General features: G+C 47.6%; 21 protein-coding genes. 8 read left to right on the top strand and 13 right to left on the bottom strand.

The window, feature by feature from the left end:
* Nucleotides 1–87: 87 nt before the first annotated feature.
* From BGP75_RS18450 to BGP75_RS18440, 3 genes are all read left to right on the top strand, one after another.
* Nucleotides 88–4,134, top strand: a complete 4,047-nt coding sequence (locus tag BGP75_RS18450; protein WP_076720337.1) for a YhdP family protein — start codon at nucleotides 88–90, stop codon at nucleotides 4,132–4,134.
* A gap of 150 nt (nucleotides 4,135–4,284) precedes the next feature.
* Nucleotides 4,285–4,980: an MBL fold metallo-hydrolase gene (locus BGP75_RS18445; RefSeq protein ID WP_233152974.1), complete on the top strand. Its 696-nt coding sequence runs from the start codon at nucleotides 4,285–4,287 to the stop codon at nucleotides 4,978–4,980.
* A gap of 30 nt (nucleotides 4,981–5,010) precedes the next feature.
* Nucleotides 5,011–5,835 (top strand): carbon-nitrogen hydrolase family protein, encoded by an 825-nt coding sequence (locus BGP75_RS18440; protein WP_076720336.1) that lies wholly within the window; start codon nucleotides 5,011–5,013, stop codon nucleotides 5,833–5,835.
* A gap of 20 nt (nucleotides 5,836–5,855) precedes the next feature.
* On the opposite strand, the gene yjgA is transcribed toward BGP75_RS18440, so the two are convergent.
* The 13 genes from yjgA to BGP75_RS18375 form a co-directional block, all read right to left on the bottom strand.
* Complete coding sequence (gene yjgA, locus BGP75_RS18435; protein WP_076720413.1) at nucleotides 5,856–6,371, bottom strand: ribosome biogenesis factor YjgA; 516 nt, start codon at nucleotides 6,369–6,371, stop codon at nucleotides 5,856–5,858.
* An 81-nt stretch (nucleotides 6,372–6,452) separates the two neighbouring features.
* On the bottom strand, nucleotides 6,453–7,802 hold the full coding sequence (mgtE, locus tag BGP75_RS18430; protein WP_076720335.1) for a magnesium transporter: 1,350 nt from the start codon (nucleotides 7,800–7,802) through the stop codon (nucleotides 6,453–6,455).
* Nucleotides 7,803–8,130: 328 nt separating this feature from the next.
* Nucleotides 8,131–8,400: an HPr family phosphocarrier protein gene (locus BGP75_RS18425; RefSeq protein ID WP_076720334.1), complete on the bottom strand. Its 270-nt coding sequence runs from the start codon at nucleotides 8,398–8,400 to the stop codon at nucleotides 8,131–8,133.
* Between the two features lie 3 nt (nucleotides 8,401–8,403).
* Nucleotides 8,404–9,270, bottom strand: a complete 867-nt coding sequence (gene rapZ / locus BGP75_RS18420; protein WP_076720333.1) for an RNase adapter RapZ — start codon at nucleotides 9,268–9,270, stop codon at nucleotides 8,404–8,406.
* 222 nt (nucleotides 9,271–9,492) lie between these two features.
* Nucleotides 9,493–9,945, bottom strand: a complete 453-nt coding sequence (gene ptsN / locus BGP75_RS18415) for a PTS IIA-like nitrogen regulatory protein PtsN (RefSeq protein WP_076720332.1) — start codon at nucleotides 9,943–9,945, stop codon at nucleotides 9,493–9,495.
* Nucleotides 9,946–9,974: 29 nt separating this feature from the next.
* Nucleotides 9,975–10,277: a ribosome hibernation-promoting factor, HPF/YfiA family gene (hpf, locus tag BGP75_RS18410; RefSeq protein WP_076720331.1), complete on the bottom strand. Its 303-nt coding sequence runs from the start codon at nucleotides 10,275–10,277 to the stop codon at nucleotides 9,975–9,977.
* A 59-nt stretch (nucleotides 10,278–10,336) separates the two neighbouring features.
* Complete coding sequence (locus BGP75_RS18405) at nucleotides 10,337–11,896, bottom strand: RNA polymerase factor sigma-54 (protein WP_076720330.1); 1,560 nt, start codon at nucleotides 11,894–11,896, stop codon at nucleotides 10,337–10,339.
* A gap of 173 nt (nucleotides 11,897–12,069) precedes the next feature.
* Nucleotides 12,070–12,795, bottom strand: a complete 726-nt coding sequence (gene lptB, locus BGP75_RS18400) for an LPS export ABC transporter ATP-binding protein (RefSeq protein WP_076720329.1) — start codon at nucleotides 12,793–12,795, stop codon at nucleotides 12,070–12,072.
* Nucleotides 12,796–12,817: 22 nt separating this feature from the next.
* Nucleotides 12,818–13,363 carry a lipopolysaccharide transport periplasmic protein LptA gene (lptA, locus tag BGP75_RS18395; protein WP_076720328.1) on the bottom strand — a complete coding sequence of 182 codons (546 nt, stop codon included), beginning with the start codon at nucleotides 13,361–13,363 and terminating at the stop codon, nucleotides 12,818–12,820.
* Nucleotides 13,350–13,910 (bottom strand): LPS export ABC transporter periplasmic protein LptC, encoded by a 561-nt coding sequence (lptC, locus tag BGP75_RS18390; RefSeq protein ID WP_076720327.1) that lies wholly within the window; start codon nucleotides 13,908–13,910, stop codon nucleotides 13,350–13,352. Before lptC ends, lptA begins: the two co-directional genes overlap by 14 nt.
* Nucleotides 13,911–14,011: 101 nt before the next feature.
* Complete coding sequence (locus BGP75_RS18385; RefSeq protein WP_076720326.1) at nucleotides 14,012–14,566, bottom strand: HAD family hydrolase; 555 nt, start codon at nucleotides 14,564–14,566, stop codon at nucleotides 14,012–14,014.
* 30 nt (nucleotides 14,567–14,596) lie between these two features.
* The gene (locus BGP75_RS18380; RefSeq protein ID WP_076720325.1) at nucleotides 14,597–15,571 is read right to left on the bottom strand and encodes a KpsF/GutQ family sugar-phosphate isomerase; all 975 of its coding nucleotides are present in this window, start codon (nucleotides 15,569–15,571) and stop codon (nucleotides 14,597–14,599) included.
* 102 nt (nucleotides 15,572–15,673) lie between these two features.
* On the bottom strand, nucleotides 15,674–16,639 hold the full coding sequence (locus BGP75_RS18375) for a calcium/sodium antiporter (RefSeq protein ID WP_369832137.1): 966 nt from the start codon (nucleotides 16,637–16,639) through the stop codon (nucleotides 15,674–15,676).
* 307 nt (nucleotides 16,640–16,946) lie between these two features.
* Here BGP75_RS18375 and BGP75_RS18370 point away from each other — a divergent pair, with 307 nt between their 5' ends.
* From BGP75_RS18370 to BGP75_RS18350, 5 genes are all read left to right on the top strand, one after another.
* Nucleotides 16,947–17,759 (top strand): ATP-binding cassette domain-containing protein, encoded by an 813-nt coding sequence (locus tag BGP75_RS18370; protein WP_076720324.1) that lies wholly within the window; start codon nucleotides 16,947–16,949, stop codon nucleotides 17,757–17,759.
* A complete protein-coding gene (mlaE, locus tag BGP75_RS18365; RefSeq protein ID WP_076720323.1) occupies nucleotides 17,756–18,538 on the top strand; it encodes a lipid asymmetry maintenance ABC transporter permease subunit MlaE in 783 nt (260 codons plus the stop codon). The genes BGP75_RS18370 and mlaE overlap by 4 nt, the downstream gene beginning before the upstream one ends.
* Before the next feature lie 2 nt (nucleotides 18,539–18,540).
* Entirely contained in the window at nucleotides 18,541–18,999 is a 459-nt protein-coding gene (gene mlaD / locus BGP75_RS18360; RefSeq protein WP_076720322.1) for an outer membrane lipid asymmetry maintenance protein MlaD, read from the top strand.
* 102 nt (nucleotides 19,000–19,101) lie between these two features.
* Complete coding sequence (locus BGP75_RS18355) at nucleotides 19,102–19,428, top strand: lipid asymmetry maintenance protein MlaB (protein WP_076720321.1); 327 nt, start codon at nucleotides 19,102–19,104, stop codon at nucleotides 19,426–19,428.
* Nucleotides 19,429–19,603: 175 nt separating this feature from the next.
* Complete coding sequence (locus BGP75_RS18350) at nucleotides 19,604–19,846, top strand: BolA family protein (protein WP_076720320.1); 243 nt, start codon at nucleotides 19,604–19,606, stop codon at nucleotides 19,844–19,846.
* Nucleotides 19,847–19,884: the final 38 nt, after the last annotated feature.

The following is a 19,884-nucleotide window of genomic DNA, read 5'->3' as shown; positions in this document are numbered from 1 at the left end:
TAAGGGATTTACTCCTTCTCTTATTAAAGGGCGCAGATTTTGTTGTAGACCTGTTTGTTTTTCGGTCTACCTTTCAGGACCCTAGCCATGAATCTATTGAGTTACCTGAAAACCCTTATTCGACTCAAGCTTAAGCTTGTTATGATTGTCTGCATCGCTTTGGCGCTTGTGCTTAGCGGCGCCAGGCTGCTGATGTACAGCCTTCCTGTGCAAAAAGAGACTGTCGAGCGGTGGTTAAGTACAGATAGTTATCAGCTCTCTATTGGTGAGTTACAAGGGGATTGGCATCATTTTCGGCCCATGTTGAGTGCTCGCAATATCCGTGTTCAGAACCCTGATGGGGAATATCTGGTGCAATTGGATAGCGCGAAACTGGAGTTGGATCTGATACGGTCATTGTTGCAGCAAAGGGCCATCTTCAGATACGCGTTATTGGATAAGCTGACACTTAAACTTGTCCGAAATGGCAGTGGCGACTGGCAGTTGTACGGAATGGACGGCGACACTGATACGGAGCCCAGTGTTGATTTAGCTGAGATGCTGGCAGATCTGTTAAGGCACCGAAAGGTTCGTCTGGTGAATATGGGGGTTGCTGTCGAGCTGGAAAATGGAGAGAGTTATCCACAGCAGCTTATTAACGCTTCTTTGGACAGGGAAGGTGGTCGTTACAATTTTCAAGCGAAAATAGCAGATAGTCGTAGCGAGGGATCAGAGAAATCACTAGAGCTGATCGCTCTAGGGAAAGGATTGCCGGGTAGTGATAAATTTCAGGCCCGTTTTTACATTAATATTCCCCAACAGAATAAAGGCGTCTGGTTACCTTTGATACCCGCGCAATTTGTCGCCCCGATCGAGAAATCCTTGGTCCAGCAGGATGCGACCTTGAGTACCGCACTCTCAGACGATAGAGAATCAATCCCTTTGGCACAATTGCAGACACTTGAATTTTCCTCGCAATTGTGGGGAGAGTGGCAGGGAGCAATGTTAAGGCGACTGTCGGGAACTTTGCAGATACCGAAGCTGGCCTGGCAGAGCTCGCCGAAATCAGCGACGGCTGGAAAGAATGGCCAGGCCTTGTCTGCTCAAAAACAGCAGCTGACTAATTTTCAAACCCGTCTGCTGCTCCAGTCCGATGGGCCTCAACAGTGGCTGTTTCAGTTGAGTGGCTTGCACGGTGAAATTAATCAGAAAACTCTTCCCTTTCAGGAGTTGCAGGGCCTGTGGGGAAAGCACCAAGACTTGCAGTTATCTCTGAATCAGCTGGATCTTGAAAGCTCAACTGCGCTGTTGTTAGCCAGTTCTGTGGTACCTGAGGCTGTAAAAGAAGAGCTGAGCGTATTGACCCCCAAAGGACTGTTGAAAAACCTAAGTATCAATGTTGGTGGTATACGACAGGACTTGCCGCTGGCGTTTGAGCTGCAGGCTGACTTGGATAAGGTTGGAGTGTCTGCCTGGAGTGGTGCCCCGGAATTACGAGGCGTCAAAGGGTTGTTAAGGGTCGATCAGAATGGTGGCAGTGTTGATTTCGATAGTCCCTTGAAGATGAACTTTCCTGAGCTGTATCAGCAGGGGTGGGCGCTGGATCGTGCCCGTGGCCGGGTTTCCTGGCAGTTGCGATCTGATGCTGTTGAGGTGGAGAGTCAGAGGTTGCAGATCTGGCAGGAAGGTGTTGAAGCGAACGGGCGCTTTAGCTTGGATTTGCCATTTTCAGAAGATGAACAAAGCAACTTTACTCTGCTGATTGGTATGGATAACAGTGATGGAAGTAAGGCACCACTATTTGTGCCTGATAAGATTGTGGATAAGGGGTTGTTTGACTGGCTGTCTCAATCAATTCAGGCCGGGCATCTAAATTCCGGTGGCTTTTTTTACCAAGGACCTCTTGAAGACTGGGCGCCCGATCCCAGTCTTCAGATGTTCTTTGATGTTAGTCAGGGGGTGATTAAATACCAGCCCGACTGGCCTCAGGTTACTCACTCTGAGTCATATACCTTAATAAAGAACTCAGAAGTTTTGGTCAGTATTAACAGTGGACAGATTTATAACACTCAGATCACATCTGGAGAAGTCTACCTGCCTCCAGACTCACAAAAGTTGCAGGTTAAGGCTCATTTAGCCGGACCGGCAGCAGATGGTCGAAAAGTGCTGTTGGAAGCACCCACCAAGCAGTACCTCGGAGAGGAGTTTGCTCAATGGCAGTTGTCCGGGAAAGCGAAAACGCGGCTGGATCTGGCTATTGATCTTGAGGATGCTGATCGTTCCAGAATTCGTGTGCTTACTGATCTTAGCGATGCAACCTATGCGTCAAGCGGGCTTGATCTTTCTTTTGATCAACTTTCCGGTCGAATCAGTTACCATGAATCCGATGGATTGAGTTCCGGCCCGATCAAAGGACGTTTTATGGAGCAGCCAATAGCTGCTCGAATCAACACTACAGAGGACGCTAAAGGTCTGCACACATTAATTGAGGCGACGGGGCCGGTAAATATCCGTCGTTTCAATCGTTGGCTTAAGCAGCCGGTATTAGACTTTTTTGACGGGTCAGCGGAGGTTTTTGCGAACCTTGATATTTGCACGGCATCTACAGATTGCACGCGTTTAAAGGTCAGCAGTTCTCTGGAAGGGGTGGCGAGTCAGCATCTTCCTGAACCATTTGCAAAAACGGCAGACCAGCGAGTCCCCTTAGCGGTCAGCGCTAACCTGACTGGCGAGCAACAATGGTTGACGATCAAGTATGGCCGTGAATTTCAGTCATTGCTGGCATTGGTGGAGGATGGAATAAGTGGTGGGGAGCTGGTGCTTGGTGCGGGCCAGTCTGCTCCTCGGGCCAGGAAGCATGGTTTATGGATTCGTGGTTCGATGGCGCGAATTGACGCAAAGTCCTGGCAACGTTTTCTGGATCGGCTATTTCCCGAAGCCGTTGCTGAGGGGGGGCGCCCTCAGATAAACCCGCTACTGAAAGCTGTCGATCTATATACGGATAATCTTGTATTCGATGCAGCCTTTGGAGAGCAATCGAATGCCGTTGCCAGTATTGGTGCCGGTCTTAGCATCAAACTTGAGCCCTCTTCGGAAGGCTGGCGACTGAGGGTGGCTTCGCCAGTATTGCTGGGAACCGTATTGCTACCTACTCAAACTCAGAAGCCAATCAAAGCCGATTTTGAATACATTCGTTTACCTGATTTTGATGACCAAGAGAATAACGATAATCAGGATGTGGGTCCCATTGCAGAGCAGCAAACTACAGCTCAAAAACCTGATTTCCTGGCGGATTTTGACCCGTCGCAATTACCGTTGATGCAGCTCAGTGTTAATGAACTCAAAATAGGCGAAGAAGACTATGGACGCTGGGCATTGGCGGTGGAGCCGGTTGAAAATGGTGTTCAGATAACCGGTATTGAAGGGCTGGTCAAAGAAGTGACTACCAAAGCTGATATGCGTTGGTTGGATACGGTTGATGGGCAGCAGACCTATATCGATCTTTCCTTAGCTGCCGCACAGCTTGGCGATGTGCAAGAGGCCTGGGGCACAGAGAAAACACTCGAAAGTAAAGATGCCAGGGTGGCCGGAAAACTTCGCTGGAGTGGGTCCCCGTTGAATTTTAATTTTCATTCTCTTTATGGTGACCTTGAGCTTTCTGCCGGCCAGGGGCTTTTCTTGGACACAACGGGATCAGGGGGGGCGTTAAAACTTTTCGGATTGCTTAATTTTAATGCTTTAGGGCGTCGTCTGAGATTGGACTTCTCTGATCTCTCCAGCAAGGGCGTGAGCTTTGACGAAATATCTGCTGCCTATCGTATTGATCAGGGTATTGCCAGCAACGTTCAGCCTCTCAGTTTGACAGGGCCTACGGTGGATATTCGTTTGGAGGGTTCTTTTGATCTGCTTAACAAGACATTGGATCAAAGAATGGATATTACGGTACCACTTGCTGAGAACCTGCCTTTGACAGCCGTATTACTGAGTACTCCACAGGTAGCGGGGGCGCTCTTTCTGGTTGAGAAGCTGGTAGGAAAGCAACTTCGTAAATTTACTACGGCTCGGTATACTATTTCTGGTGATTGGGAAGAGCCTGAAATTGAACCTGTGGTATCAAAAAAACCGTCTGAAAGTGGTTCCTCCTCCGAGCGATAATCTCTTTCAGGACAACGGGGTCTTTATGGATGTTGGATATCGGCGGTAAGCTGAGGGAGTCGGTAAGGTTGGTTTTGGAACAGCTGGCTTTCGGAAAAGGCTGCTTTCAGATAAATTGATACTCGGCGTGGATTGTAAGGAGTCATTCTGGTGCAGGATACTGAATTGAAAAGTACTGTTTTAAAAGAAGCTAATTCGGCAGATGCTTCGGTGGAGGCAAGTTTTATCCGTAAGACTTTTCCAGTGGGGCCTCTGCAATGTAATTGTACAATTTTAGGGGATAGTCGAACGGGTAAAGCAGTCGTGGTTGATCCCGGCGGGGATGCTGACATTATCATGGCTGAGCTCGAAGCATTGAACCTCAAGGTTGTAGCTATTTACCATACTCATGCGCACCTGGATCATATTCTCGCTGCGGGAGAGATTAAGGCCCGGACGGGGGCTCCTATTCACCTTCATCAGGACGATAAGTTTTTGTGGGATATGCTGGAGCAACAATGCGGGATGTTTGGTATACCTTATGTCCCACAGCCTGATCCTGATTACTGGATTAAAGATGATCAGGCGCTGGAATGCTGCGGCGGAGTTGCCGTTCACACACCAGGCCATTCCCCAGGATCGACCAGCTTCTGGTTTGATGAAGCCAAGTTGCTGGTTGCTGGTGATACGCTATTTCGACGCTCTATTGGGCGTACAGACCTTTGGGGTGGTGATTTTGGACAGATAGAGCGTTCTATCAAAGAGCGGATTTTTACCTTGGACGAACAGGCTGTCGTTGTAACGGGCCACGGTCCGGATACCTCTGTGGGGGAGGAGCGGGAAGAGAACCCTCATATTCGTGGTTGAGTATTTAAAGTATTGATAGGGAGTAACCTAGTGTCTAAAGCCGCTGTAATTCAAATGGTTAGTGGCGCTGATTGGCAGCATAACCTCATTCAGGCCGCTGATCTGATTGCTGAAGCGGCCCTGCAGGGGGCAAAGCTGGCAGTATTACCAGAGAATTTTGCAGTCTTTAATACTTCCCAGCTGATAGAACGGGGAGGGAATGAGCAGAACAGCCAAGGCCCTATTCGTCAGTTCTTATCGGACCAGGCGAAAAAGAATGATCTTTGGCTGGTCGGAGGATCTCTGCCTGTGCTGTCGGACTCCGGTAAACGTGTTCGGTCTGCCTGTTTTGTGGTCGATAGCCAGGGCAAAGAGCAGGTCCGCTATGACAAGATTCATTTGTTTGATGTTGATGTTTCGGATTCTCAGTCTGCCTATAGAGAGTCAGATCAGATTGAGCCGGGTGATGAACTGATTGTGGTTGATACACCGATAGGACGCCTTGGTTTAAGTATTTGCTATGACTTGCGTTTTCCTGGGTTGTACCAGGCTTTGTTGGACAAAGGGGCTGAATTGTTCTGTGTTCCTGCTGCTTTTACTCAGGTTACCGGGGCTGCTCATTGGGAGATACTGCTACGAGCACGAGCGATTGAAACGCAATGCTATATTTTGGCGGCAGACCAGGGTGGGCGTCATAATGAGCGCCGGGAAACCTTTGGTCATTCGATGATTATTGACCCCTGGGGGCAGGTGCTTGGGCAGCTGAAGAAAGGAGAGGGGGTGGTTAGCGCCGAAATCGATCTTCAGCAATTACAGACTATCAGGGAGAAAATGCCGATTAGAGAGCATCGGCAAAGTCTGAATTACCACAGATAAAGAATGCAGGAACTTCCTGATTACTGATTATCATCCAGGTCGCGTATGTATTTAAACAGTTTGCGTGCGGCCGCTGGTGGCTTGTTTCTTTCTGCTTCCTTTCGAGCATTGCGAACCAGCTGACGCAAGTGCTGTCTATCCGCGTCCGGGTAGGCGCTGACAAAGGGCTCTATTTGTTTGTCATCATTCAGTAGGAGATCCCGCCAGTTTTCCAGCTGATGAAAGTGTTGTGTATAGGCCCGGGTTCCTGCTTCCTGACGCTCAATATGCTCGCGAATTTGCTCTGCATCCTCAGCCCGCATCAGTTTTCCAATATATTGAAGGTGACGCCTCTTGGCTTCGTTTTGTCGTAATCGACCCGCTTCTTTCAAGGCGGCTCTTAATTCATCGCTGAGAGATAGCTTGGCCAGCATTTCCGGCTTCTGTCCGATCAGTTTTTTACCTAGGCTTTGCAGCGCTTCGGCTTCCCTTTTAATCTGGGTTCTGCTTTTTATGTCCTCTTCATCCTGAGGTTCGTCGTCAAAAAAATCGCTCATATCTGTTCTCATTTGATCTATCTGTATACAAGTTTATCTATGCTCTGTTGATCCATTCTGCATGCAAAGTGGATCTAATACTTACCCATACATAAGCGTTGCCAGGCCTAGAAAAGCCATAAAACCGACAACATCAGTAATAGTGGTCAGCAGGACTCCTCCTGCCAGAGCTGGATCAATCCCCTTCGCCTTGAGTACGAGAGGCAGTGACGTCCCAGCCAAGGCGGCTACGACAAGGTTGATGATCAAAGCCGAGGCAATAATTGCACCGATCACTACGTCATCAAACCAGAGTATTGCCGCCACTGCGACAACAGCTGCCCAGAGTATGCCGTTTAGTACACCGACAATAAGCTCTCTGTTCAGTAGCCACCCCGCATTGCTGCGTTCTACGTGTCCCAGAGCCATTCCTCGTATGACCAGCGTCAGTGCTTGAGTTCCGGCTATTCCACCCATGCTTGCAACGATAGGCATCAGCACAGCCAGTGCGACCACCTTTTCTATCGTGTCTTCAAACATTCCGATTACAGCAGAGGCAATAAAAGCAGTGATGAGATTAATGCCTAACCATATTGCTCGACTGCGGGTTGTTTTCCAAATAGGCGCAAATGTATCTTCATCTTCATCCAAGCCTGCCATGCTCATCAGTGAATGATCGGCATCTTCACGAATAACATCAACCACGTCATCAATTGTGATGCGTCCCAGGAGCTTTCCGTCAGCATCTACGACGGGGGCGGAAACCAGATCATGCCGTTCAAACAGCAATGCTACTTCATCATCGGGAAGATCAGCAGGAATCGGTTCTACGTCAGTAATCATGACTTCTCTGACCGTGACGTTGGGGTCGCTGACGAGGAGTGTGGTTAAGGGGAGTAGCCCAATAAACGTATTCTTTCGGCTGACCACCAAAAGGTTATCGGTCATGTCCGGTAGTTCAGTGTGTCTTCGAATATAGCGTAGTGCAGTATCAATGGTGATATCGGCGCGGACGGTTACTGTATCAGTATCCATGAGTCCGCCAGCGGTGTCTTCCTGATAGGAGAGCACTATTTCCACTCGTTCCCGATCAAGCTTATCCATCGCATTAAGAACTTCGAGCATCACCGTATCAGGCAGCTGTTGCAGGACATCGGCAACGTCATCAATGTCCAGGCCTTCAGTAACGGCAACAAGCTCTTCCGTATTCATCTGGCTAAGAAAAGCAGCTTGAATGTCGTCGCTGAGATGCTGGAGTACTTCCCCTTCTATCTCCTGATCAACCAGATTCCAAAGTATCTGACGTGCGCGAGGAGGGGAGGATTCGATTAGGTGAGCCACATCCACCGGTAACAGAATGTGGTTGAGCATATGCCTGACTTGCCGAAACTCTCCACCCTCAAGGGCGTCGTTTAATTCATGCAGGTATGTTCTTTCAACACTTTGCGGCATATTCGGGTCTCGATCAGCGCGAGTCGTCGTTCCTTCACAGGTTATTACCTGATAAAAGGCTTAGATAAGAAGTTATCTATTCTATAAGGTTCTTTAAATTAACATTCTTTAAATCAATGTTCTCAGGATCTTGCTTTTTGTTTATGGTTGCAGCACTCTTTTGATCCACTAACGCTTTCGTTACGTGTTCCTGTTTTATGTTCTTGTTAAGAATTAAGCGCTTCACTAGTAGAAGAGCCGTGTTTTAAGAGTTAGTTGCTAGTATCGACTGAACCAGCGTAGATTGTAGTTTATTCGTTGAGCAGCTCCTAGAAGGAGAATGGAGGGACTATTCGCTTTCGCCAAAGCGGTCTTTGACGATCGCTTCTACAGCATTGATTGCGGCTTCTTCATCTTCGCCGTTGACAATGACATCCAAAACGGTGCCTTGACTGGCTGCAAGCATCATCACCGACATAATACTCTTACCGTTCACGACGTGGCCGTCCTTGCCAAGCTCTATAGAACTGGTGAAGTTGTTGGTGACACTGATGAGTTTTGCAGTGGCTCTGGCGTGCAAGCCTAGTTTGTTAATAATAGTTAACTGCTTCTCAATCATTCATTACCCCGATAACGACAGCTCCCTGTGCTTGACCAGTACATTATCCATAGATTGACCGAAATGACCAGCCAAGGCTTCAGCAAGAAATACAGAGCGATGTTGTCCGCCGGTACAGCCAATGCAAATAGTAAGATAACTGCGATTATTATTTTCGAATCTTGGCAACCACTTGTGTAAGTAGTTGCTGATATCCGTCAGCATTTCCTGAACATCAGGTTGTATTTTCAGGTAGTCAATGACCTCTTTATCCTGGCCTGTATACTTTCTTAAGGATGGTTCCCAGTAGGGGTTGGGCAGGCAGCGTACATCGTAGACCAAGTCTGCATCCATGGGCACACCATGTTTAAATCCAAAGGACTGAAATAGCAGTGCGATTTCCTGACCACGACGCCCGGCCACTCTATGTTTAATAACATCTCGTAACTCATAAAGCGTCAGGCTTGTCGTATCAATAGTCAGGTCAGCCAGATCGGCCATCGGTTCCAGTAAGGTTTTTTCCAGCTGAATCGCTTCATTCAGGCCCTTATCTTCATCGGACAGGGGGTGACGGCGGCGGGTGGCACTGAAGCGCTTTAGCAAAGTACTCTGTGAAGCATCGAGATAGATGATGTCATGCTTAATAGTTGATTCGCTTAACTTTTCTGCGATAACCGGGAACTCACTGAGTCCTCGAGAGGTATTTCGTGCGTCGATACTGATGGCGATGCCGCTTTTGCCTTTCATTGGCTCTTTCAGCACCATCTCGCAAAGGCTGGGAAGCAGGCCCACGGGAAGGTTATCAATACAGTAATAGCCGAGGTCTTCCAGTGCCTGTAACGCTGTACTCTTGCCAGATCCAGAGCGGCCACTGATAATGATCAGTTTCATAGCAACTACCAAAGGTTCCTTGGGCTTGTTATCGCGATTATGTCAGATTCTAGTGCCTATGCCAGGAATTCAACCCCTGATACCTGCTTTCTGTGATCAGTTCGCTTAAGTTAGATATCAGTGGTTATTGACTCGGTTTAAAACAATTCATCCGCTGCTGAAGCAGCCATAATAAAGAGCTATCATAGGTATTGTAGATGGTTTCAATTATTGTAAATGGTTTCAGTTAAAGTTGATAAAGGCCTGATACAACCCTTCAGCATTCTCACTGTCTCGTAATCCTTTTCGGAAGGCTTCCTGGCTGAAGCGTTCAGCCAGGGATGCGAGTGTTTGGAGATGGGCCTCAGTCGCTTCAGTGGGAACCAGTAATAAGAACAGCAAATCGACGGGGTTACCATCAATCGAATCATAATCAATGGGTTCGGGTAACTTGACAAGCGTTCCGACAACCTCTTGACAGTTTTCAAGCCGGCAATGAGGTATGGCTACGCCATCTCCCAGACCGGTACTACCCAGCCGTTCACGCCCTATCAGACCTGAAAAGATATCCTCTGCTTCCAGGGACTCAACAGTTTCAGCGATTAGCTCACTGGCGTTTTCAAGCACTCTTTTTTTACTGTTTCCGGGAACGTTGTGAAACGTCCGTTCCCGGATCAGGGTCTCATGAATTGACATAAGGCCTCTTTGTCGAAAGGGTGGGAAGCTTAGGCAATGCCCTGTTTACGGCTTTGAAGTTTTTCCTTGTGTTTGATTATCTGACGATCCAGTTTGTCGATCAGGCAATCAATAGCCGCGTAAAGATTACTATCCTCAGCTTTGGCAAAAAGTTCTCCACCGGAAATCATAACAATAGCTTCTGCTTCTTGATGCTGATTCTGAACAGTCAAGGTGACCTGGACATTGGTTATATTATCGAAATGACGTTCCAGTTTGGCAAACTTACTATCAACGTAGTCATGAATAGCGTCGGTGAGATCAATGTGATGACCTGTGATATTGATTTGCATATGGCTCTCCTAAGCGTACTTTCATTGGGTTTTGCGGGGTGTGAATCCGTTCATCTTCATCATACCAGACGTTTACGTTCGTTGGATGGTGGAATACTGAGGGCTTCACGGTATTTAGCAATTGTGCGTCTGGCTACTTTAATTCCCTGTTCTTCCAGTAGGTTTGCTATTTTACTGTCGCTCAGGGGTTTCGCCAGATTTTCTGCGGCAACCAGTTTTTTAATTATTGCTCTGATAGCTGTAGAGGAGCATTCTCCACCAGATGCAGTGCTTACATGGCTGGAGAAAAAGTACTTCAGCTCAAATATCCCCCGGGGGGTGTGCATGAATTTTTGGGTAGTGACCCTGGATATGGTTGATTCATGCATTTCTACGGCTTCAGCAATATCGTGGAGTACCAATGGCTTCATTGCTTCTTCGCCGTACTCCAAAAAATCCTGTTGATGTTCAACTATCTTGATGGCAACTTTTAACAGTGTCTCATTGCGACTGAGCAGGCTTTTCAGGAACCAGCGAGCCTCCTGTAAATGGTTACGCAGGTAAGTGTTATCAGGACTGTTATCGGCCCGACGAACCAGGTTGGCATAGTTGTCGTTGATACGGATTTTGGGTGCTGCATCTGAGTTAAGCCTGACGGTCCAGCTATCTTTTTCTTTCTTAACGAAAACATCAGGAATGACATACTCCACATCACCAAAGTCGATCATGTTTCCGGGTCTGGGGTTGAGTTGCTGAATCAGCGCAACCACCGACTTAAGCTGTGGTTCTTTGAGCTTGCAACGTCGCATCAGCTGTTTGTAGTCGTGATTCCCTAAAAGAGCCAGATGTTTATCGACCAGCTGTTTGGCTTCGTTTATCCATTGGGTATCTGAAGGTAACTGGTTTAGTTGAATGAGAAGACATTCACGAAGGTCCCGACAGGCAATGCCTGGCGGATCAAATTGTTGAATTCGTCTTAATACTGCCTCAACTTCATCCAGTTCAACGCTAAGCTCTTCATCTGTCTCGACTTCAAGCTCTTGAATGATTTTGTTGTCACCGCTCTCATTGCCAAGCTTTAAATTATCATTCAGGTTTTTGACTATGTCCTCGAGATCGGTTCGCAAGTAGCCATCGATATCGATGCCATCGATAATACTCATGGCAATCAAACGATCTATATCACTCATTGGTGTCAGGTTAAGCTGCCACTCAAGGTGATCATTTAAGGTTTCGCTGTGATGATCTGCAGATTCGAAGTCCATTGATGAACCATCTGCTGTTGAAGAGCTGCTTGTTGGTGTTGAGCTCTGGTAAGTGTCATCCCAGCTACTGTCTGTCGACAGTTCTACGGGTATCTGCTCATTCCACTCGCTGTCTGCAACGGCTCCCTCTGTTTCATTGCTTGAAACTGTAGGCTGTTCGCTGGCCAGTTCTGCACCGTTATGCTGCTCGGTGGTTGCAGTATCGGTATTGCTGACATCTTCCTCGGATGTCTCCAGCATTGGGTTTGAGTCCAGGGCCTGCTGGATTTCCTGTTGCAGGTCTAGTGTGGAAAGCTGGAGCAGACGGATAGCTTGCTGCAACTGAGGTGTCATTGTCAGCTGCTGGCTTATTTTTAACTGTAAGGTTGGCTTCATAAATCTAGATGAGCGCCTTCGAATCTACGGGGTTGGATGACAGTATTCGAGCATGATTCTATCACGAGTACTACTCATTATAAGAGAACTTCCGAATAAGTCATGGCTGAGTTGTTATGGACCGTACTTATCAATGTATAAACACCAGTAAATACGTACAATTGTAGAGCTTACTATAGCTGGAACTGATCACCGAGGTAAACTTCCTTTACTTGGCTGTTCTGCAGAACGGTTGCCGGAGTGCCTTCGGCAAGTAAATAACCGTCATTAACGATATAAGCATGTTCACAGATATCCAGTGTTTCTCTAACATTATGGTCGGTAATAAGGACACCGATATTTTTGGATTTAAGGTGATCGACAATGTGCTTGATGTCACTGACTGATATCGGATCAACTCCGGCAAAAGGTTCGTCCAGCAGGATAAAGGTTGGTTCAGTCGCCAGTGCCCGGGCGATTTCTACCCTTCGCCGTTCTCCACCGGATAAGCTCATGCCCAGATTGTCTCGAATGTGGGTGATGTGGAATTCTTCGAGTAGTTGCTCAAGCTTTTGTTCTCTCTGTTTGCGATCCAGATCCTTGCGGGTTTCCAGAATTGCCATTAAATTATTGCGAACACTGAGTTTTCGGAAGATTGAGGCTTCCTGCGGTAAATATCCAATGCCTTTTCGAGCCCTGCCATGCATCGGTAGGCGAGTAATGTCTTCTCCATCGATACGCACAGACCCTCTTTCACAGGGGACCAGACCAACGATCATATAAAAGCAGGTCGTCTTTCCTGCACCATTAGGCCCGAGTAAGCCGACGACCTGACCTCTTTCTATCGTTAAAGAAACGTCTTTAACGACCTGACGCTGTTTATAGCTTTTGGCCAGATGGCGGGCTTCCAACGTGCTCATCGACTTTTTAATAACCTCTTAATTACTGCTTGGCGGTTTTCTTGTTTTTTCTAGGCTGGATAACCATCTCAACTTGTTTGTTCTTACCCTGACTGCTGGCGGTGGCGACGTCCTTTTCAATATCAAATTTAATCTGATCGCCGGTGATAACATCCCCTCCCTGAACCAGCTTTGCATTAGTTGTGAATATTGCCTGATCTGTATCAGCATGATATTCGACTTTACTGGCAAAGCCTTTGGTTATAGGGTCTTTTTCTTTGGGTTGCTGTCGAAACTTGACAGGACCGCCAATGGCAACGATCTCTTTAACGCCCTGTTCGTCGGAATAGATTGTGATCTTGTCGGCTTCAATTTCAAGACTGCCTTGCTTCAGAAAGACCTTCCCGATGTAAACCGAAATCCCTTTCTTGTCGTCCATTTCGGCGCTGTTCGCTGCCAGCTGTATCGGTTGATCTTTATCGTCAGGCAGTGCTTGAGCGGTCTGTGGAAAAAGGGCCAAGCTTGTTATTGTCAGTATCGATAGCCAATGACGAACGATGCTTTTGCCTTGGTCTTTATCGTGATTCATGGGTTCCTCTTACGTTATTCAGCAGTTGAATACGGTCTTCTGCTAAAAATGCTTTTAGCCCTTTTGAGCGCATCTCCCCGGATCTATGTCGCAGAGTAACAGCTGCATTCGTTTCCGCATAGTCGTTGTCGGGAACCAGTCTTAAGTAGCTGGTTTCAAGACTAAATCCATCTGCCGTCTGCTCTACCATGAATACCTCCTGGCGTAAAAAAATCTCGGTGCCGCCTGGGCCTATTTCCCCTTCTTTTGCTTTGATTTGAACGGGTGGTTTGGTATCCCGATGGACAAGAACAACCGGTGTTTCCAACAGAGTCCGGTCCGAGCGAGGGTAGTGAGTCATCTTTTTGGATACAAGCTCTTGCTTTGGGTTCCCCTGTTTATCATATTCTACAGAGACGGCACCGATAATAAATCCGTCAATTTCTTTGTCCGCCTGATCGGAGGAAAGCCCGGAACTCTGGTATTCAGGTTCACGAAACCCCCAATAGCCAAGTATCAGGATACTGGCCACGAGGCTAAGTAGCAGTTTTAATTTCCGTCTGTTCATATCTGCTCTTTAGCTGGTTTCAGTGTTGGCTGTGTTGTATTGCTGGTTTATCGTACTCATGTGCTATGAGTATTTATTGCGGACTTTATTTGTTATTCGTTTTAACAGCAATCATCCCGGGTTTTAAGATAGCCTTGAATGTAAGGCATAAGGGCGGTATCAAAGGTATCCTGAGCTTTCATAATAAGCTCGCAAAGCTCTCGAACGGCTCCTTCACCTCCTTTCTTCTTCGAGATCCAGTGGGATCGCTCAAGTACGTCAACGCAGGCATTGGGGACAGTCGCCGCAAAAGAGACCGCTGACATGGCTAATAAATCCGGCCAGTCATCCCCCATAAAGGCACTTTCTGCCGAACTGTAACCACTGGCAGCCCAAAGTTCATCAAGGGCTGCTCTTTTATCTTCGCGGCCTGAATAAAGATGCTTAATTCCGAGATCTGAAGTCCGGCGGGCTACTGCAGGATTATTTCTGCCTGTGATAATGGCTACTTCGACACCGGTTGACTGAAGCATTTTTATACCGTGACCGTCTAGAGTGTTGAAGGTTTTCAGGGCTTCTCCGTCCGGGCCAAAGTAGAGTCGACCATCAGTAAGTACGCCATCAACATCCAAAATCAATAGTCGGATCGGTTTGAGAAGTGCATCGAGATTTTGCATAGGAGGTCGCCGTTCTCGGTTCTGATCGGGTTAAATAACGCCAGCTCTCAGCAGATCATGCATGTTGAGCGCACCTACTGGTCGATGGTTATCATCCACGACAATGAGTCCGTTGATTCTTTTCTCTTCCATGATATGAAGAGCTTCAGCGGCCAGCAATTGAGGAAATATTACTGTGCAGTTCCCCGTCATCAGCTTAGAGATTGGCGTGTTCTTTAGATCCAGGTCCTGGTCCAGCGTTCGGCGCAAGTCTCCATCAGTAAAAATACCCGTTAATATGCCCTGCTGATTCACAACAGCAGTCATTCCCAGGCGTTTGTTGCTTATCTCAATCAGCGAATCCTTAAGGCTTGTTGACTCAGTAACTGAAGGAAGCAGGTCTCCTTCGTGCATTAAATCCTTAACTTTTAGCAGTAGCTTGCGGCCGAGTGCCCCGCCCGGGTGGGAAAAGGCAAAGTCTTCTGCGCTGAATCCGCGAGCTTCCAGCAGGGCAATTGCTAGTGCATCACCCATAACCAGGGCTGCAGTGGTACTGGATGTGGGAGCGAGTCCGAGGGGGCATGCTTCTTCCTTGATACTGATATCAAGGTTGGCTTCGGAAAACTTGGATAGCACCGAGTCGGGATTGCCTGTCATGCTTATAAGTGGTACACCCAAACGTTTTATGAGAGGGAGTAGAGTGACGACTTCCGTTGTTTTTCCGGAGTTGGAGAGTGCGACTATAACATCACCATCAGTGATCATTCCAAGATCGCCGTGGCTGGCTTCTCCAGGATGAACAAAGAAAGAGGGGGTGCCAGTGCTGGCAAAAGTGGAGGCTATTTTTTTGCCAATATGACCTGACTTTCCCATTCCTGTGACGATTACACGGCCAGTACAATCCAGAATCAACTGGCAGGCACGGCTAAAACTGCTGTCAAGACTGTTGCCTAAGTCGCGAACTGCATTGCTCTCAACTTCAATGGTGCGCAGTGCTGACTGGATGAATGCTTCTGTTCTGATCATGATCAATTAGATACTTGCTGGTAAAGTTGGTACTTGCTTATCAATATCGTACTTTCGACGTGTAGCTGCCGAAGCACCGTAGCCACGTTAATACGGTAAACATTACGTTGCTGACATCATATAAAGCAAGCCCAAATAACCTGAATAGCCTGTCAGCATCAGGATTCCCTCTGGTCGACTGACTTTTCCCTTGCTGGTTACGTTGGCAAATACAAGTAACAGTAGTGTTAGTGCCACCATTACGGCAAAGTCTCGCCAGAGTACAGCTGTATCGAAGTCAAACGGTCGAATCAATCCAGGCAGAGGCATAACAGCCAGTAAATTGAATATATTTGAACCGATAATATTGCCAATAGCGATATCATGATGCCCTTTTAGAGCGCTGGCAATAGAGGCTGCAAGTTCGGGCAGGCTGGTACCAATCGCAACGATAGTCAGTCCAATGATGAGTTCACTGACCCCCATCAGTGTAGCGATCTCGGTAGCCCCCCAGACCAGCAAGCGAGAGCTGCCTGCCAATAAAGCCAGACCGACTAATAATAAGATTACCGCCTTGAGTTGACTGATATCTGGAAGTTCTTCTTCTTCGTGTTGAATTTCTGATGGGTCGGCATAACGTTGAAAGCGTGCAAACAAAAATAAGCAGGCTGCTAAGCCGATTAATAGGATCGTGGCGTCCATTCTATCCAATCGCCCGTCCCATAAAATGAGTCCCGAGCCAAGAGTAATCACCACCAGTAAGGGGAGTTCTTTCCGCATTAGACCCGTCTTTACCGGCAGGGGGGCGATGAGTGCAGTTGCGCCCAAAACCAAACCTATGTTGGCAATGTTAGATCCGATAGCGTTACCAATTGCCAGCCCTCCAGCATCGGTATAGGCGGCGATCGAAGATACCAGCATCTCAGGGGCCGAAGTACCCAGGGATACTACGGTCAGGCCGATAAGCATGTGCGACATACCGAGGTTTTTAGCGACTCCGGCTGCACCAATGACAAAACGATCGGCGCTCCATATCAAAACAAGAAAGCCCGTAACAATAGCGGCTACAGGATAAAGCATCTCGGTCATTGTTTACTCGCTGGTAAATGATGGAAAGGCGCTAATGTATAGAGAGGAAGGGAGGGACGCAAGTAAGTCATCTGCTAATTGCACCGTTTCCAGCTGATCGAGGTTGTTTCCGCCAGGTATAGACGAAGTAATATGCTGCCTTGAGGATCATCAATCAACTACCCTAATACATTCGACAGATGCTATAGTAGCGGCCCCAGCGCGCTACGTAGCAAATATGACGTGAGGCAGAGTTACTTTATGCCTGCGACAGTAAACGCTCTGTGTTATTAACCAACCGAAATCTAAGGGCTGAGAACGGGCATACATGGACCAGTTAGACGACATCATTATTGATATAGAAGGTATGAGCTTCTCCAGAAGTGAGCGCCTGATTTTCGATAATATCAACATTCGTATTCCTAAGGGCAAGGTGACTGCCATTATGGGGCCGAGTGGTACCGGCAAAACAACTTTGCTGAAATTGATTGGTGGTCAGGTTCGGGCCGATAGCGGATCTATTAAGATAGAAGGGTTGGATATCCCCCGCCTGAGTCGGTCCGCATTGTTTGATATTCGCTCCCGCATGGGCATGTTGTTTCAGAGTGGTGCACTTTTCTCTGATCTTACTGTGTTTGAAAACGTCGCTTTTCCGTTGCGGGTTCACACGGATCTGCCGGAAGATATGGTTCGCGACCTGGTGTATATGAAGTTACAGTCAGTGGGTTTAAGAGGGGCCGTTGAGTTGATGCCCAGTGAGTTGTCTGGCGGGATGGCCAGAAGAGTTGCTTTGGCCCGTGCTATCGCTCTGGATCCTGATATCTTAATGTACGATGAGCCTTTCACCGGTCAGGATCCTATTGCTATGGGTGTGCTGGTGAAGCTTATTAAGACACTGAACAGGACCTTAGGCCATACCAGTATAGTGGTGTCTCATGATATCCAGGAGACGTTAAGCATTGCTGATTATATTTACCTGATTGCTGATACCCATGTTGTAGCCCAGGGCACCACTCAGGAACTGCTGGCTGACACCTCACCTAAAGTGAAACAGTTTATGCAGGGTTTACCGGATGGTCCGGTTCCTTTTCACTTCCCGGCGCAAGACTATTTTCAGGATCTTGTAGGGGGGGAGCTATGATCAGCCGGATAGAAACGCTGGGCCGTACCGGCCTGCTTAAACTAGCGGCTTTGGGTCGCTCGTTTATTTTTTTGTTGCATGCACTGATAGCCATTCCGAATCCACGGACAAGTTTTCCATTACTGATAAAGCAGCTTTACTTTGTTGGTGTTCTATCGCTGATCATTATTGTGGTTTCAGGCTTGTTTATTGGAATGGTTCTGAGTTTGCAGGGTTATACCATTTTGGTCGATTTCGGGTCAGAGCAGGCAGTCGGGCAAATGGTTGCCCTTAGTTTGGTTCGAGAGTTATCTCCTGTGGTGGCCGGATTATTGTTCGCTGGCAGGGCGGGTTCTGCCTTAACGGCAGAAATTGGCTTGATGAAAGCGACTGAACAACTGTCCAGTATGGAGATGATTGGTGTTGATCCTCTTCGGCGGGTTGTCGCTCCGCGCTTCTGGGCCGGTTTTATCGCGCTGCCGTTATTGACGATGATTTTTAGCGTTGTTGGCGTCTGGGGCGCATTGCTGGTCGGTGTTGACTGGCTTGGTATTTATGAAGGTTCGTTCTGGGCCAATATGCAATCTGCAGTAAGTTTTGAGGAAGATGTGCTCAATGGGATTATTAAGGCCGTTGTGTTCGGTTATCTTGTGACCTGGATTTCAGTATTTCAAGGCTATGACTGTGTTCCTACTTCGGAAGGAATTAGCCAGGCGACGACGAAGACAGTGGTGTACTCGTCACTGACGATCCTTGGAATGGACTTTTTGTTGACAGCGCTAATGTTTGGAGATCTGTAATTATGCGCATGAGAACGATGGAGTTGAGTGTTGGGGCTTTTATACTGGCAGGCTTCCTGGCATTGGTGATTCTGATAGTAAATGTCAGTGGATTAAGTCTGGCGTCCGGGGCAGAAGGCTATAAAGTTTACGCCCGTTTTGAAAATATCGGTGGCTTGACGGTACGTTCAAAAGTCACTATTTCAGGGGTGACCATTGGTAAAGTAACGGCGATTACCCTGGATTCAGAAGCTATAAAAGCTTTGGTTGAGATGGAGATAGCGCCTCAATATGATTTCCTGACAAGAGATAGTTCAGTCTCGATTCTGACTGCCGGGCTATTAGGTGAGCAGTATATTGGAATTTCCATAGGAGCTGATGAAGAGAATATGGTAGATGGCGATGAGTTTGACGATACTCAGTCCGCGATTGTACTAGAAGAATTAATTGGTAAATTCCTGTTCAACAAAGTTAGCGAATAGGCCTGAAGTGATCTGGCCAATTCAATGGTTTGGTGAGTTGAGCATTAAAGGGGTAAATACCAGAGGCTATAGAGCCTGAACCCTGGTTAAAGGAGTCAGAACGTGGGCGCAAAGTTGGTAGCCGTAGAGGGTGGCTGGAGAATTGATGGTGCCATCAACTATAAAACCGTTGTGGCTCTAAGGGAAGAAGGGGAGCGCTATCTGGAGAAGGCTTCTCAGCAGACTCCTGCTTCCGGGCAGGCCCATTGCTGTTGCTTTGATTTTTCCACCGTGACTCAGGTCAATACCTCTGCGTTGAGTTTGCTGCTTTGCTGGCGCCGTAAGGCCAGAGCACTTGGGGTGGTGCTGAAATTTACTGCGATTCCATCGGAGCTTGTAGCTATCGCTCGAATGAGTGACCTTAGCGAGTTATTTGATGAGGCTGCTTGATGAGGCTGCCTGGTGAATTTGGTTGGTGAGGTTGGCAGTTTGCGCTGTTAGCTGATCAGCATCATCGTTGCGAGCAGACTGTCAGATTTGGCCTTTGCTGGCCACTTTCTTTATCATAATCAGTCTGATCTATTAATCGCCCATACAGGGTAAGACAATATTTGTGGAGTAAAACATGCAAGCAAACGAGGTCAAACAGCTTGTAGAGCAGCAGCTTCAGGGCTGTACTGTGATTACCGAAGGTGAAGGTTGTGATTTTAGGGTTACCGTTGTAGGTGAGGTTTTCAGCGGGTTGACGCCTGTTAAGAAACAGCAGCTGGTTTATGGTTGCTTATCAGATCAGATTGCTAATGGTACCATTCATGCGTTGACAATCCGCGCCTATACACCAGAGCAATGGCAGGCGCAGGAAGGCTGATTGCCTTTTGAGCATGCTGATAATACTGATTGGGTAGA

Source organism: Motiliproteus sp. MSK22-1, assembly GCF_001968815.1.
Lineage (GTDB): Bacteria > Pseudomonadota > Gammaproteobacteria > Pseudomonadales > Balneatricaceae > Motiliproteus.
The sequence above is the reverse complement of the archived record's forward strand: the minus strand, read 5'-3'. Positions and strand labels throughout refer to the sequence as shown.